Origin of the sequence: Emticicia oligotrophica DSM 17448, assembly GCF_000263195.1 — a bacterium.
Taxonomy (GTDB): Bacteria; Bacteroidota; Bacteroidia; order Cytophagales; family Spirosomataceae; genus Emticicia; species Emticicia oligotrophica.
Genome location: NC_018748.1, coordinates 1,138,770 through 1,153,009 on the forward strand (window position 1 = coordinate 1,138,770; position 14,240 = coordinate 1,153,009).

Annotated in this window: 10 protein-coding genes; all 10 read right to left on the reverse strand. The window is 36.7% G+C overall.

The genetic code is table 11. The features are described from left to right. Nucleotides 1–7 precede the first annotated feature (7 nt). Nucleotides 8–883, reverse strand: a complete 876-nt coding sequence (gene porN / locus EMTOL_RS04790) for a type IX secretion system ring subunit PorN/GldN (protein WP_015028146.1) — start codon at nucleotides 881–883, stop codon at nucleotides 8–10. Nucleotides 884–904: 21 nt separating this feature from the next. Beyond that, a complete protein-coding gene (porM, locus tag EMTOL_RS04795) occupies nucleotides 905–2,488 on the reverse strand; it encodes a type IX secretion system motor protein PorM/GldM (RefSeq protein ID WP_015028147.1) in 1,584 nt (527 codons plus the stop codon). Nucleotides 2,489–2,609: 121 nt separating this feature from the next. Beyond that, nucleotides 2,610–3,425, reverse strand: coding sequence for a type IX secretion system motor protein PorL/GldL (gene porL / locus EMTOL_RS04800; protein WP_015028148.1), 816 nt, complete (start codon nucleotides 3,423–3,425; stop codon nucleotides 2,610–2,612). Between the two features lie 156 nt (nucleotides 3,426–3,581). Further along, nucleotides 3,582–4,685 (reverse strand): T9SS ring complex lipoprotein PorK/GldK, encoded by a 1,104-nt coding sequence (porK, locus tag EMTOL_RS04805; protein ID WP_015028149.1) that lies wholly within the window; start codon nucleotides 4,683–4,685, stop codon nucleotides 3,582–3,584. Between the two features lie 329 nt (nucleotides 4,686–5,014). Further along, on the reverse strand, nucleotides 5,015–5,953 hold the full coding sequence (locus EMTOL_RS04810; protein ID WP_015028150.1) for a PorP/SprF family type IX secretion system membrane protein: 939 nt from the start codon (nucleotides 5,951–5,953) through the stop codon (nucleotides 5,015–5,017). A gap of 192 nt (nucleotides 5,954–6,145) precedes the next feature. Then, nucleotides 6,146–6,931, reverse strand: a complete 786-nt coding sequence (locus tag EMTOL_RS04815) for a uroporphyrinogen-III synthase (RefSeq protein ID WP_015028151.1) — start codon at nucleotides 6,929–6,931, stop codon at nucleotides 6,146–6,148. A gap of 72 nt (nucleotides 6,932–7,003) precedes the next feature. Beyond that, on the reverse strand, nucleotides 7,004–8,158 hold the full coding sequence (locus EMTOL_RS04820; protein ID WP_015028152.1) for a DUF4271 domain-containing protein: 1,155 nt from the start codon (nucleotides 8,156–8,158) through the stop codon (nucleotides 7,004–7,006). Between the two features lie 147 nt (nucleotides 8,159–8,305). Next, entirely contained in the window at nucleotides 8,306–9,181 is an 876-nt protein-coding gene (gene sucD, locus EMTOL_RS04825; RefSeq protein WP_015028153.1) for a succinate--CoA ligase subunit alpha, read from the reverse strand. A 308-nt stretch (nucleotides 9,182–9,489) separates the two neighbouring features. Further along, nucleotides 9,490–12,903, reverse strand: a complete 3,414-nt coding sequence (locus EMTOL_RS04830) for an efflux RND transporter permease subunit (RefSeq protein ID WP_015028154.1) — start codon at nucleotides 12,901–12,903, stop codon at nucleotides 9,490–9,492. A gap of 139 nt (nucleotides 12,904–13,042) precedes the next feature. Beyond that, nucleotides 13,043–14,173 (reverse strand): efflux RND transporter periplasmic adaptor subunit, encoded by a 1,131-nt coding sequence (locus EMTOL_RS04835; protein ID WP_015028155.1) that lies wholly within the window; start codon nucleotides 14,171–14,173, stop codon nucleotides 13,043–13,045. Nucleotides 14,174–14,240: the final 67 nt, after the last annotated feature.

A 14,240-nucleotide genomic window follows, 5' to 3' on the forward strand; every position in this document is an offset into this window, starting at 1 on the left:
CTCTTTATTAATATTCCCACAAATTATGCTCGAATTCCATCAATTCGTACTCTAATTGTTCTGATTTCAGCATACCTTCACGTGGAGATTTATAAATATCGTCTAAGAAATTATCCAATGCATTTGCTTTTTTAACAATTTTACCGTGAAATAAACGCAATTCAAAAGCATCAGCTAAATTTTTGTGTGCAGCTCCATTAGTAGCATTATACCAAATACACTTTGGATTACTACGGAAATAACGCTCAAGTTCTTTATACTTAAACACACAAACAGGACGGTCAAAACCTAAGGTTGTTTGGTCAGCTGGAATGATTAATTTCAATGTTTGAATATCGAAATACTGACGAGAACGTTGCTTATCAAAAATCCAATCTTCTTTTAATTCTAAGATAGATAATTGATTTGCAAAAATTTCTACACCAGCACCAGGATCTGCGGCAGCAGGTGCAGCCCCAGCAGTGGAAGGTTTAGCAGCACCACCGCTATCTCCTCCCCAACCATCATCACCGCCTGATGAGAACCCAGCAGCTTTTTCTTCTTCTGATAGACCACCACCTTCTGCTTTTATCAATAAACGCTCATTGAATTGCTCTAACGTCAGTCTTGTTGTTAATGAATCATTATCATAGGCTTCAATTAAACCAGCCTTTACTGCATCAATCAAATGTCTTGTAATTTCACTACCTTTCGAAAAAAGTGGTTGATTTTGCTTTTCTTTTAGGTCAATTCTACGCCATAGAGTTGTCTTAAACATGACATTTTCTTCATGTATAGGGCGTAGAGATAGCGGATTCAAATAATTATTTGACTTTTCTTGAGCTACTGCAAACTGGCTGATAATCAATGAGAGACCAAAAGCCATGCCTTGTAATTTCTTCATAATTCTGACAATGTTTTATTTTTAATTCAGTGGGATGTTGAAGATAACTTCACCCACATCAACTGACTCAATTTCACCTTTGAAATTCTTACGTTCTACACGCTTAACTACAATTACATAACGGTCGCCAGCTTGTGCTTGTTGTGCAAGGTTAGAAATATTTGCAGTTCCACTATATGTGCTATTTCCTACCCTTCTTGGACCACGAGCTAAGTTAACTTCAAACTCAGCAACTCTAAATTGTGCATCTTCTGGGTTGGTTGCTTTAAACGACTCATCTGCGATGGCATCAATAGTTAATGTTCTTAAACCTGATGCAGAAGCACCTTTTCTTTCATCAATTCCACGTACTTTTATGGTAGGTTTAGGAACACGACGAACAGGGAAAGGGAAAGTTTGTAAAGTAATTCCATTGTTTACTACGTCCATTGTTACTTTAGCTGAATTTGGAACAATAGTAATTTTTCCGTTTCCACCAGGAATAAACTCTGCACCACTACCACTAAATGTAGGACTGTAAAGAGCACCTAAGCCCGGAGAATAAGTAGCCAAACGGTTGGCACATTTAAAGTATAAAGCTGGCATTGTAGCCGTTTCGATTTGAACCGAAGGCTTCAAAACAGTATAAGTTTCTTCTTTTTCTACTGATTTCATTGAACCATCTGGAGCTGGATAAGAAACAGTTGCCTTATAAGAGCGTTTCAATTGACCATTCTTATCAAATTCACCACCTGAGGCAGTAATTTCATAAAGACCTTTGCCATCTTTCACTGGCACAGCCGAACCATTGATGCTGATTCTTGGGGTAATTGATTTAGAATATGCTCCAATAGCTACTTCAGCTTTATATTTCTGACCAGCAACTACCGAACGAGAATCTGGAATAACAACGGCAAAAATCTCATCAAATTTGATTTCTTTGATACCTACTTGGCTTGCTAAATAGTCTAAAACATCGCCTTCTAAACGTCTTACTTCAGATTGTTTTTGGCTTAATGTTGCCAAAGCGGCTGGTACGGGTGTTTGAGCAAAGTATAACTCAGCAAAATCTTTACTTTTAGTAATTGCATCGGTTTTTGCTAAAGCTGGGTCAAGCGAGGCATCAACAGCTATTTCTGGGAATTTAGTGTTTGGAGCAGCATATTTTTGTAAAGTAACGGCGAAATCATTCAATTTCTTTTTCAACTCATAGCCTTTACCATTTTTAGCATCACCTACCATTAAGATAGCCACTTTTTCTTCTTCTGATGGGTTCTTTACACCACCAGTTTCGGCATCAAGACCACCACCGGCATTAATGATTTCTTGTTTCAAACCACTAATATAGTTATCCATTTCAGAAGTAATTTTTCTTACTTCTAAGGCTTTTTGCAATACATCGGCGTACTGAACACCGCCAGGCTTCTCTCTGATTTCTTTTTCAATTGCTTTTACTGATTTTTCGTTGTTGGTATTAGCTGCGTTGTTTGCTCTCTCCAAACTATTATTTAATAGTTGGAATTTTTGCAAGAGAGCATTACTTACTTGTAGTGCCAACATTGCCGTCAGAACGAGATACATCATGTTGATCATCTTCTGACGTGGTGATTCCTTTCCACCTGCCATATATTCGATATATTATACGGTTAGTAAATATTTTTTTATTGAGAATGAAAAATTAAAAATGTAGAATTCTGAAAATGGGTATCTTGAAAAAATAACTCATAATTCATAATTCATAACTTAATTAATTACCTTTCATGGCCGACAACATACTTCCGTAAACGTTGTTTAATGAAGTAAGGTTATTAGTCAATTTAGCCATTTCATTTTTGAACTGTTGAGCCTCTTTCGATGCTTCAGACATATCTTGCATAGCCGTAGAAAGGTTTCCGTAGAAAGCATTCATTGCTTTCAAGTGCTTATTAGTATCTTGTAATTCCAGTTCATAAACTGCATTCAAAGCACCCATATTTTGAGTGATTTTACTAAATTGTGAGCGATACTCTTGAGCATCTTTGGTTGCATCTGCCATGCTATTCATTGCTGTAACTGCTGTTCCATAAGCTGCATTCATAGCTGTTACTTGACCTGAAGCAGTCTTGATATTTTTAGCATAATCGCTTGTAGCAACTGTAGCATCAGTTAGGTCTGACATCTTAGCAACTTGGCTTGTTAAGCTTTGAATACCAGTTTTCAAACCATCAAAAACATCAGGAGTAATTTTGGCATTTGCCAACATATCATCCATTTTTGCAGTTAAACCCGCTCCTTGTGATGATGCTGCACTTCTTTTTGGAAGTTCGCCTTGAAAATCTTCAGCTAATTCTGGATAAACTTTTTCCCACTGATATTCTGTACTTGGGCGTAAAAACGACTGGAATGCATAAATTAAGAAGATAGCGGCCTCAGTACCCAAACCAATTGGAAGCATAAAATTGGCCCAGTCATAGTGCATAATTTTACCTAATGCACCTAAGATTACTACTGATGCTCCTGCTCCATAAAAAAACGGAATAACTTTGTCCCAAAATAAACTTGTACCGTTGTTATTTGCTGCCATGTGTTTAAAAAGTTAAGAATTAAGCTTTAATTTAAAGGGGAATTTATTTTTACGTTTGAATATTATTTCAATTAACAAAGAAATGCGAAGGTACAAGTGATGTATTCTTTATTAGAACGAATACCTCAAGTTGTCCCTTCGCAATTCTCTTTATTATTATTCTCTGCCTGGAACACTGCCCAGACGGTCCATTACACAACGAAAACCTATATAAGAGCGGCGTTCATTTCGAAATTCATAAGTTCGAGTACCAGTCTCAAGGAAATAAGCTACGTCTTTCCAAGAACCACCTTTGATAATTTTTCGAGGTTCATTCTCGTCATTATAAACTGGGTTTAAATCCCAAGTTACAGGCATATATGACTCCGCATAAGCATCCTGACACCATTCTGCTACGTTTCCTGCCATGTTAAATAGACCATAGTCATTAGGATTGAAAGCATTTGAGGGAGCTGTATATGGATACCCATCTGCTCGGTAATTACCTCTATATGGTTTAAAGTTTGCTAGGAAACATCCTTTTCCATTGGCAACGTAAGGATTACCCCAAGGATACTTTGCACCTTCTTTTCCACCTCGTGCCGCCCACTCCCACTCTGCTTCTGAAGGCAATCTAAATCTAGGAGATTTGAATAGGTTTTTCTGTGCACGATTATCATTAAGGAGCTTTGTACGCCACTTACAGAAGTAAACTGCTGCATCCCAACTAACCCCTACAACTGGATAAGTATCAAATGCCGGTGATGAGTAGTAATACTCTGTCATTTGGTCGCCATTATGATAAGTAAAATCTTTACTCCACACCGCAGTATCAGGATAAAGTGTTGACATGATAAACTCTTCGCCTAAAACTGAAACTGAGTCAGTCATCATTGAATTAACGAATTGACGGTATTCATGATTGGTGATTTCAGTATCATCCATGTAAAATGGAACAATCGTAACACGTTTATTCATTGAAATTCTTGATGACATCACATCTTCATCAGCTTGCCCCATCATTAATGAACCCGAAGGAATCAAAACCATTCCATTGGGAGCTGTTTGTTTATAGCCTTTACGAGAAGTTGCCATAATTTCTCCATCACGGATACCATCCATTCCATTATCTTTTCCCCCAGTTTTGCCATTTTTAGCATTTTTACCGAAGAGACTTGAGAGACTTGGCTTTTTTCCTGACGAACCACATCCTTGCATAATAATGATTGGAGCAATCACTAATAGACTTTTCAAAAAGGTCTTTAACATTTTCTTGTTCATAGCTGAAAACAAGTTATTTATCTATTTTTTGGTACTGATAATTTCGACAATATAGAAACGTGACTATTCAAATCAATATTGCATTAGCCTACAAAGTTATGAAAAAAAATAAGTTTTTCCGACAACTATCAACTCATTAAGCAATTATTAAGCCAAAAAAGATATTTAAAATTTTCTCAATACCTATTCTTAGGTATTTCCTTTACTTTTACAAAAGTGCTTGAAACTTTTATGCTATTAATAATGAATAAAGCTGATAGCAATTTTACTCTTTATGAGTGTAAATCATAGTAAAACAACTTTACACAAAGTATTCTAAACTAATACCATTAATAGCGATATCTAGGCGTACGAACAATTGATTTCTTACCTGCCCTTAATGCAGCTAAAGAATAGCTTAAAAGTAACTCATGAGAGGTAGCACTCTTAGCATTTTTTCCACCAACAATTACATCAATAGCATAACCTACTCGTAAACTCCCATCCATGAGATTTGCCCCTATCAATGCCGACCCAGCATCGCCAGTTCGATAACTCGCTCCTAACCAATAACGGCCATCATATGTAGCAATTGCACCCGCCTCTGCCGAAAAGCTATTCAAATCAGACTTAATGATAAACATTGGGCTTACATCAACTGTATAAGATACTCCTATTAATACACTTCCTGTTAGATACGCACTACGTTTCAAAGTATTATTGGCAGCAGTGCCCAATCCAAACTTAGGTTCGTTGATATGATTCATTGAAAGCCCGAGTGTGTAAGATGGATTGTTTAGATAAAGACCCGCTCCTAAATCAACTGCTGATTGGCTTACTCTACCAGTGGCTAAAAGTGGGTCACCTTCATCGCGAGCACGCAAACGGCTATAATCAATTCCTCTATTAAAGAAACCACCACTTACACCAATACCTAGCTGGCTTCCCCCGATTGGCATTTGATAGGCATAAGATAGCTTAAAATCACGTTGGGTACTTGCTCCAATTTTGTCATTAACAAAAGTAAGTCCTACCCCACTTTTAATCATCTTTAAAGGTACATTTGCCGATATTACTTGAGAGACAGGGGCTCCACCATCATCGAAGGTACTTTGATAACCCAAATACTGAGTACGATAAATTGCCTGAAAACGAGTAACATTTTCAGAGCCAGCAGTTGCAGGATTTAAAAACAACTGATTATATATATAATGCGTAAACTGAGCGTCTTGTTGAGCATTGGCTCCAAACGACACTACTAACAAAATAATATAATAAATTTTTCTCATATATGGGCTAAATAGTCGTTTACAGAAAACAATAATCAATAGACGAACTACGAAGTAGTTTATTCGGTAAAGCCTTTAGGATTGACTGATGTTTTCTATTCTATTGGCAATTTAATTAATAATTTGAATTCATAATACCATAACGAAAAAAAATAGGCTAAACTTGTGGTTTAGCCTATTAACTTATTTTTATTAAATGTTGTTTGCTTTTTTTATGTAAAGTTCTAGAGCTCCTGTCATTGAAGGAGCATTTGGCAATGGAGCTTCAATATCAAGAATAAAACCAGCTTCACGAATAGCCTTGGCTGTTGTTGGACCAAAAGCTGCTAAACGCGTATTGTTTTGCTTCCAGTCTGGGAAGTTATGATTCAACGATGTAATTCCCGAAGGGCTATAGAAACAAATGATATCGTAGAATACCTCTGTTAAATCTGATAAATCTGAAGGCACTGTTTCGTACATAACTGCTTCAGTTAAGTGCAAATCATTACGATTCATCAAATTTGGGATATCATTGCTACGAATATTTGAGCAAGGGAATAAAAACTTTTCGCTTTTATGCTTCAAAATTAGAGCCTCTAAATCAGCGGCTGTTTTCTGACCTACAAATATTTTACGTTTTCTAATAACAATGTATTTTTGTAGATAATTGGCCGTTTGTTCAGAAATACAAAAATACTTCATATCAATTGGTATCTCGATACGCAATTCTTTGGCAATACGGAAGAAATTATCGACAGCATTTCTACTAGTAAAAATTACAGCAGTGTGTGCTAAAATATCAATCTTTTGTCGACGAAAATCACGGTGGTCTAGGCCTCTTATTTCTATGAAAGAGCGAAAATCCACTTTTAAATTAAACTTTTTGGCTAACTCAAAATACGGAGACTTGTCATCTGTTGGTCTCGGTTGGGTAACCAATATACTCTCCACTTTACGGAGACGGTCTTGAGCTATTTTCTCTGTTACTGCACTCATCCAAATTGCGGGTTTTCAAGTACAAAATTTTATTTGGTTTTTATCTTTAATGATGCTTCAAAAAAGAGAGCATCACGTGGCAAACCTAATGCCAAGAATAACGGGCAATATTTCTACGATACAAAGGTAAGAAATTAAATATAGACTTTGTATAGGAATACTACGAATTATGGTAAAATATAGAATAAAAAATCTGATTACATAAAATGCTACTACTGGTGGGAAAAGATATACTTGCCAGTCGAAATTGTGTGGGAGATAGTTCATAAAGAGCACTAATAGAACTATAACCAACGATGAATAGAATAAACTTGATGCTTGGATAATCTTGAAATAATGCAAATCAACAACTTTTTCAAGATTAAAAAGTTGCCCGATTAAGCCAATGAAAAAGTATTTAACAACTAAACCTACAAATACAATCAAGCAAATACGTAAATAATTTGAAAGTAAAATTCCGAGGGTATCACCTTCTTGCAAAATAGCTCTCGCACCAAATACCTGTACCCCTTTACTTTGTAAGAGCATATAGAATAAACCTATAATCAAACTCAGAAGTATGATAAATAATACATTCGTTCGGTTAAGTGGTTTATTTATTAAAAAGGATTGCTCACGAACTAATGTATTGAAAAGGTCTTTGGGGTTAAAATACCTTTGAAAAGCTCTGATATAGGAATTTGATAAATAGGAAAATACAATTAAAATAAAAACTGATGTAAGAATGATATAATTACGGTAGGGAGCTGGCGTACGAGGCTTGGCTGTAATACCCGATTCGGCTAAAACAATAGGCTTTTGATTAAGCGAACGTTTATATCCTAATAAAAGCTTTTTATCTTCTATATTATTCGAGCCATAGAGGGTTACGTAAATGGTAGGTTGCTCATATACTCTATAAAGACTATCTACGCTCAAAACAATCCATTTACCAACTGGAATTTTCTGACGCAACGAACCATTGATAAACAAGAAATTATCATCCTTTTGAGAATATACTAAAAGATTATAGCCTCTATTATTTTGAATATCGCAAAATACAGTATGTGAAGGATATCCGATGTGTTGCTCAGAAATATAAGGGATGTATGCCTTCATGCGGTCGTTATACACTTGCCAATCATCATGAAAATCATGCACCAAAAAGTATTGGTCATTAGGCCCAACCGTTGTAGCAAAGGTATTAGATGCAACAAATAGCAAAAGTATGTAAAGTAGCTTTTTCAAAGGCCTGTTTTTAAAATTTTTCGCAAAATTAAACAAAAAAGGTCAGACTTGGTGAGTCTGACCTTTTGTTTTTATTTGTAGGTATCAGAATTCAAAGATTTTAGCTTGTTTTAGCGGCTTCTTAGTATCTGCTATTTCCCTTCAGATTTATGCTTTTCCGAGTGCTTTCAACATCGTAACACCGATTTCTGCTGGAGATGCTACCACGTGGATTCCACATTCTGCCATGATTTTCATCTTAGCAGCAGCCGTATCATCAGCACCGCCAATGATTGCTCCTGCATGACCCATACGACGACCTTTTGGAGCTGTTTGACCAGCGATAAAACCAACTACTGGTTTTGTACCGTTTTCTTTAATCCAACGAGCTGCTTCGGCTTCCATTCCACCACCAATTTCACCAATCATTACGATACCCTCTGTTTCTGGGTCGTTCATCAAAAGTTCAACCGCCTCTTTAGTAGTTGTTCCGATAATCGGGTCACCACCGATACCGATAGCAGTTGTTTGGCCAAGACCTACTTTAGATAACTGGTCAACGGCTTCGTATGTTAAAGTACCTGATTTTGATACAACACCGATTGTCCCTTTTTTGAAGATAAAGCCTGGCATGATACCTACTTTACATTCTTCTGCCGTAATAACACCTGGGCAGTTAGGGCCAATCAAACGTGCGTTTTTACCTTGAAGATATGACTTTGCAGTAACCATATCTTTTGTTGGAATACCTTCAGTAATACAAACGATTACTTTGATACCTGCATCAGCTGCTTCCATGATGGCATCAGCTGCAAATGCTGGCGGCACGAAAATAATTGAGACATCGGCTCCTGTATCAGCAACTGCTTGCTCAACAGTATTGAAAACAGGGCGGTCAAGGTGCAATTGTCCACCTTTTCCTGGTGTTACACCACCAACGACATTTGTGCCGTATTCAATCATCTGACTCGCATGAAAAGTACCTTCCGAGCCAGTAAAACCTTGTACGATTACCTTAGAGTTTTTATTTACAAGAACGCTCATTATTTTCGTATTTTTTGAATTTTACGTAAAAGTAGTTTGAAATGAGAAAAGTACAAAATGAATTTAAGAATTACGAATTATGAATTGCAAATCTAATATCTAAATCACTGATAATCAATATCTTAATTTTTAATTAATTTTTGCTAAAATTTTATAGTTCTTTGAAAACTTTAACGTATTTTCAATAATTATTCAAATTTATACCACTTTTGCTCAAAATTTTATTAGTCGATTTTCTGCTCAGAAAAAACGAAAAAATCCCCAAACCTAAGAAAAGCTTGAGGATTTTGTTTATTTAAGAATTGAGCTTATGCCTCAACTTGTTTTTTTCGAAACCATTTATCTCGCACACGCTCATTGATGTAGTACAAACAAGGTACAATCACTAATGTAAGTACTGTCGAGAAACTAAGTCCAAAAATGATTGTCCAAGCCAAGATTCCCCAGAAAACAGCACTATCTCCGCCAATTACCACGTGTGGGTCAAGGTGCGTAAACATCGTTACGAAATCCATACTTATACCTAAAGCCAAAGGAACGAGACCCAAAATGGCAGCAGAAGCTGTAAGTAACACTGGGGTTAGGCGTACGCCTCCTGCTTCCACGATAGCATCTTTCAAAGCGTAGCCCCTACTACGTAATTCATCGGTAAACTCAATAAGCAAAATACCGTTTTTCACCACAATACCTGCCAATGCAATAATACCTACACCCGACATAATTACGGAGAATGTCATGCCAAAAGCCATGAATCCTAAGAATACCCCAATGAATGATAATAGAATTGTTACGAAAATGATAAATGGTTTTACTACCGAGTTGAACTGCGTTGCAAGAATCAAATAAATCAATAAAACTGCCGCTCCTAACGCTCCTAACAAAAACATCATTGATTCCATCTGCTCTTCTTGCTCACCACCCATTTTTACTGTGTATCCACTCGGAACTTCCATCTCGTTGATTACTTTACTTTGAATCTCGGCCACAATTTCGTTGGCATTATAACCATTCAATACTTCTGAGCCTAAAGTAATAATACGTTGTTGATTCTTGCGATTAATCTGGCTAAATGTAGTCGAATAACTAATATTTGCTACCGAATTAAGCGGAACCTGACGCAACATTCCACCCATGTTCATATCGCGGTAAGTGATATTCATACTCAAAAGTTTTTCAACTTGATTACGGTCATCCGCTTTCAAACGCAACTGAATTGGGTATTCTTCTTTATCATCTCTAAATTTCGAGATTTCTGCACCAAACAAGGCTGTACGAATCGCCAAGGCAATCTGCGAAGTACTGATACCTTCTCTTTGGGCTTTAACTTTATCTACATCAACAATAATTTCTGGCTTATTAGTAATCAAATCTGACTTCAATTCTTCGATACCTTGAATACCAGCGGCAGTAATACGTTTGCGTACTTCTTTTTCAATACTTATGAGTTTATTGAAATCATCTCCAGCAATCTCTACCGAAATTGGTTTACCCGTTGGAGGGCCGTTGTTTTCTCTTTGTACTGAAATTTCACTACCCGGAATTCCTTGAATCTCCTTACGCATTTCTTCTAAAAGTTTGGCAGAAGAAATATCTCCACGTAACTCTTTCTTCACGAAAGCTACGGTTACTTTCGATTTCTGAGGCGTAGCAGAGCGGTCTGGATTGAATGGGTCACCTGCATTTTTACCTACATTCGAAATCACTGAGTTAATAGCTCCCTCTGCTTTATTGCGTTTGATTACACCAAACACTTTGGTTTCAATTACTTTCGTCACTGAGTCAGTTACACGAGCATCCGTTCCTACCGGCATTACATTATAAACATAAATATAATCTGGTTCTCCGCTTGGGAAGAAGATTACTTTTGGCTTCACTATTCCCAATAACACGAATGTCATAATCAATAAACCAAACATACTTAATACGGCAAATACTGGTCGGTAGCCTATAATTACCCAAGAAATGAGGTTACGATAAGCCTGTTTGAAGCGTGGTAATGCTCCATTCTGGAATGGAAGAATAACCTTTGGTGTTAATACAAAGTGATTAAAGGCATAAAGAAGAGCAATTAACACAATGAAATTTCCGATACCAACATTCATCAAATAACCCGGAACAGCAATAATTGCCATTATAATCAGTGGACGTTGAATGGCACGGAAACTGGTATCAGCGTGGTCTTCTTCTTCATGGCGTTTCATGAATGAAATAGCAAAAACTGGATTCATCACATAAGCTACAATCAAAGAAGCTAATAAGGTATAAATCAAGGTAATAGGTAAAAATTTCATGAATTCACCCACAATACCTGGCCAGAACAAAAGCGGGAAGAAAGGAGCAATGGTTGTAAGTGTACCCGATAATACTGGCAAAAATACTTCTGAGGCTGCTAACGCAACTGCTTCCTTAATTGTTAGATTCTTGAATTTATTGAATAAACGGTGAGCATTTTCGATTACCACTATGGCATCGTCAACCACAATACCCAAACCTAACAAAAACGCAAACAATACAATGGTATTCAGTGAAAACCCTGAGAACCAAAGCGGAATAAAGGCAATCAAAGCAGAGAGCGGTACTGAAAGTCCAACAAAGATGGCGTCACGAACACCCATAAAGAACATCAATACAATTACTACGAAAATAAAGCCCAAAACAACCGTATTTACTAGGTCGTTGATTTCGCTTTTTACACGCTCCGAAGTATCAGCCGTAATTTTTGCTTGTAATCCTGGAGGGAAACGGTCTTCACGGTACTTTTCTAACAACTTTTCAATACGCTCCGACACCGCAATTACGTTAGCACCTGCACGCTTAACAACGTTAAGTGTTACAACTGATTTACCATCTAAACGAGCAAAATCTTGTTGTTCTTCATGGCTATCTCTTACATCAGCTACATCGCCCAAACGAACAGTTGCACCTGTAGAAGTACGTACTTGAATATTTTGAATCTGGTCAACTGTCTTGAATTCACCTTTCACACGAATGGTTCGGCGAACATTATCGACATTCAATTCACCACCCGAAATATTGATATTTTCACCCTGCACGGCACTTTGTACGTCATAGAAAGTCAAACCAGTCGATTGCATTTTGTACAAATCAAGGTTAATTTGAATTTCACGCTTTAAAGTACCGACAATGTCAACCTTCGTAATTTCTGGATATGATTCAATTTCATCTTGAAGCTCTTCAGCATAATCTTTCAGTTTTTCGAGCGAAAAATTACCAACTAGGTTGATGTTCATAATCGGAAACTCCGAAAAGTTCACATCTTGAGCCGTTGGACCACTATCGAGTTTTTGTGGTAAATCACGCTTCGATTTATCAACTGCATCACGCACACGTTGAAGTGCGACTTCTACTTTTACATCAGGATTAAATTCAATCAAAATTACTGATACGTCTTGTAAAGCATTTGATTTAATGCGTTTTACACCCGTAATTGTTTTTAGCTGTTTTTCAATTGGCTTATTAATTACGTTTTCGATATCAGCTGGTGTAGTACCAAAATAAATGGTTTGCACATAAATTTGTGGCACTTTAATATCAGGAAACTGCTCTTTTGGTAGGTTGAAGTAAATACCTAAACCTGCCAAGAAAATCATTATCGTAAAGATATATACCGTCGTTTGGTTGTTTCCTAACCAACGAACGAGGTTATATATTGACCCACTTCCGTGAGGCAAATCTTGGTCTTGTAAATTTTCTTTTTCCATAATCCAAATGCCTCGCTTAAATCCAAATTCTTGAAGAAAAGGAATTTAAAAGGAGGACTTGTTAAAGGTCTTTTTGTGAGAAAAAGTTTAAATATTTTTTTTGGCCCTCTTTTATTTGAGAGGGCTTTTGTTGAGTCTTTTAGTAATTAACCGCCTGACCATCTACTAAATCTTGGTAACCTTGCGTAATAAGCATATCACCAGCTTGTAAACCAGAAATTATTTCGATATCACCATTATAAGTAAGACCCGTCGTAACCTTACGGCTGCGTGCTACTTTTTTCGCACCTTCAGTTACCGCTACGTACACGATATCACCTAATTCAGTTTGTTGGATAATATTACGATTAATGATGATTGAATTTCCTTTAGCTTGGTCGTTGATATTCAAAACGGCCAACATATTTGGCTTTAATTGTGGAGCAATTTTTGGAATCGTTGCCTCTACAGTAAACGTACGAGAAGCTTGATTTACTGTTTGGCTCACAAAGGTCAATCTTGCAGAAGTTTCTTTTCCTAAATCTGGGAATTTGATATTTACCACATCGCCTTGTTTGATAGTACTTGCGTAGGTATCTGCTACTTGTGCAACTACTTTTAGGTTATCTGAATTAACAATACGAACTATTCCTAAACCCGGAGCGGCCATTTCGCCAGCTTTCATACGTACTTCATCAACAAAACCACTCAATGGTGCGATTACCTTTGTCATGGCTGTTTGTGTTTGTAGCGTAGCCAAACGTTTTTCAAGAGCATCAACATTTGCTTTTGCCTGAATGTATTGAACTTCTGTACCGATTTTTTGATCCCAAAGAGCTTTTTGTTTTTCGTAGAAAACTTTTGCTGTACCTAATTGTACATCAATTTCTTGAATAGATTGCTTCAAAACTGAATTATCAATAGTAGCAATTACTTGTCCTTGTTTTACGAAATCACCTTCCTTTACATACAAGTTTGTAATGGCTCCACCCATTTGTGGCGAAACAAAGATATTATTCTTAGCATCAATGCGGCCTTGAATTTCAACAAAGTGATTGAAAGTTTGCGTAGTAATTGGCGAAACCGTTACGGCAATTACTTTCTCTACTTCTTTTGCTGGTGCAAGTATATTCAACTCGCTTTTTAATTGCTTGATGCTCTCAGAAATTTTCTTTTCTTCTGCTTCAAGTTTAGCTAATTCTGCTCTTTTTTCTGCAACTTTATCTCCACCACCTTTTGAGCAAGCGGCTAAAATAACAACTGTTGATAGAATATATAATGTATTTTTCATATAATGATTCAATGAATAATTGTAATTGATTAATCTCTTTAACCTTATAATCTCCCAATATCGGAAG

What these genes read in the sequence shown, in the direction of transcription:
- EMTOL_RS04815 (WP_015028151.1), bottom strand. Translation starts at nt 6,931, where the DNA reads ATGAGTGCAGTAACAGAGAAAATAGCTCAAGACCGTCTCCGTAAAGTG.
- EMTOL_RS04810 (WP_015028150.1), bottom strand. Translation starts at nt 5,953, where the DNA reads ATGAGAAAAATTTATTATATTATTTTGTTAGTAGTGTCGTTTGGAGCC.
- EMTOL_RS04835 (WP_015028155.1), bottom strand. Translation starts at nt 14,173, where the DNA reads ATGAAAAATACATTATATATTCTATCAACAGTTGTTATTTTAGCCGCT.
- EMTOL_RS04830 (WP_015028154.1), bottom strand. Translation starts at nt 12,903, where the DNA reads ATGGAAAAAGAAAATTTACAAGACCAAGATTTGCCTCACGGAAGTGGG.
- porM (WP_015028147.1), bottom strand. Translation starts at nt 2,488, where the DNA reads ATGGCAGGTGGAAAGGAATCACCACGTCAGAAGATGATCAACATGATG.
- porK (WP_015028149.1), bottom strand. Translation starts at nt 4,685, where the DNA reads ATGAACAAGAAAATGTTAAAGACCTTTTTGAAAAGTCTATTAGTGATT.
- sucD (WP_015028153.1), bottom strand. Translation starts at nt 9,181, where the DNA reads ATGAGCGTTCTTGTAAATAAAAACTCTAAGGTAATCGTACAAGGTTTT.
- porN (WP_015028146.1), bottom strand. Translation starts at nt 883, where the DNA reads ATGAAGAAATTACAAGGCATGGCTTTTGGTCTCTCATTGATTATCAGC.
- porL (WP_015028148.1), bottom strand. Translation starts at nt 3,425, where the DNA reads ATGGCAGCAAATAACAACGGTACAAGTTTATTTTGGGACAAAGTTATT.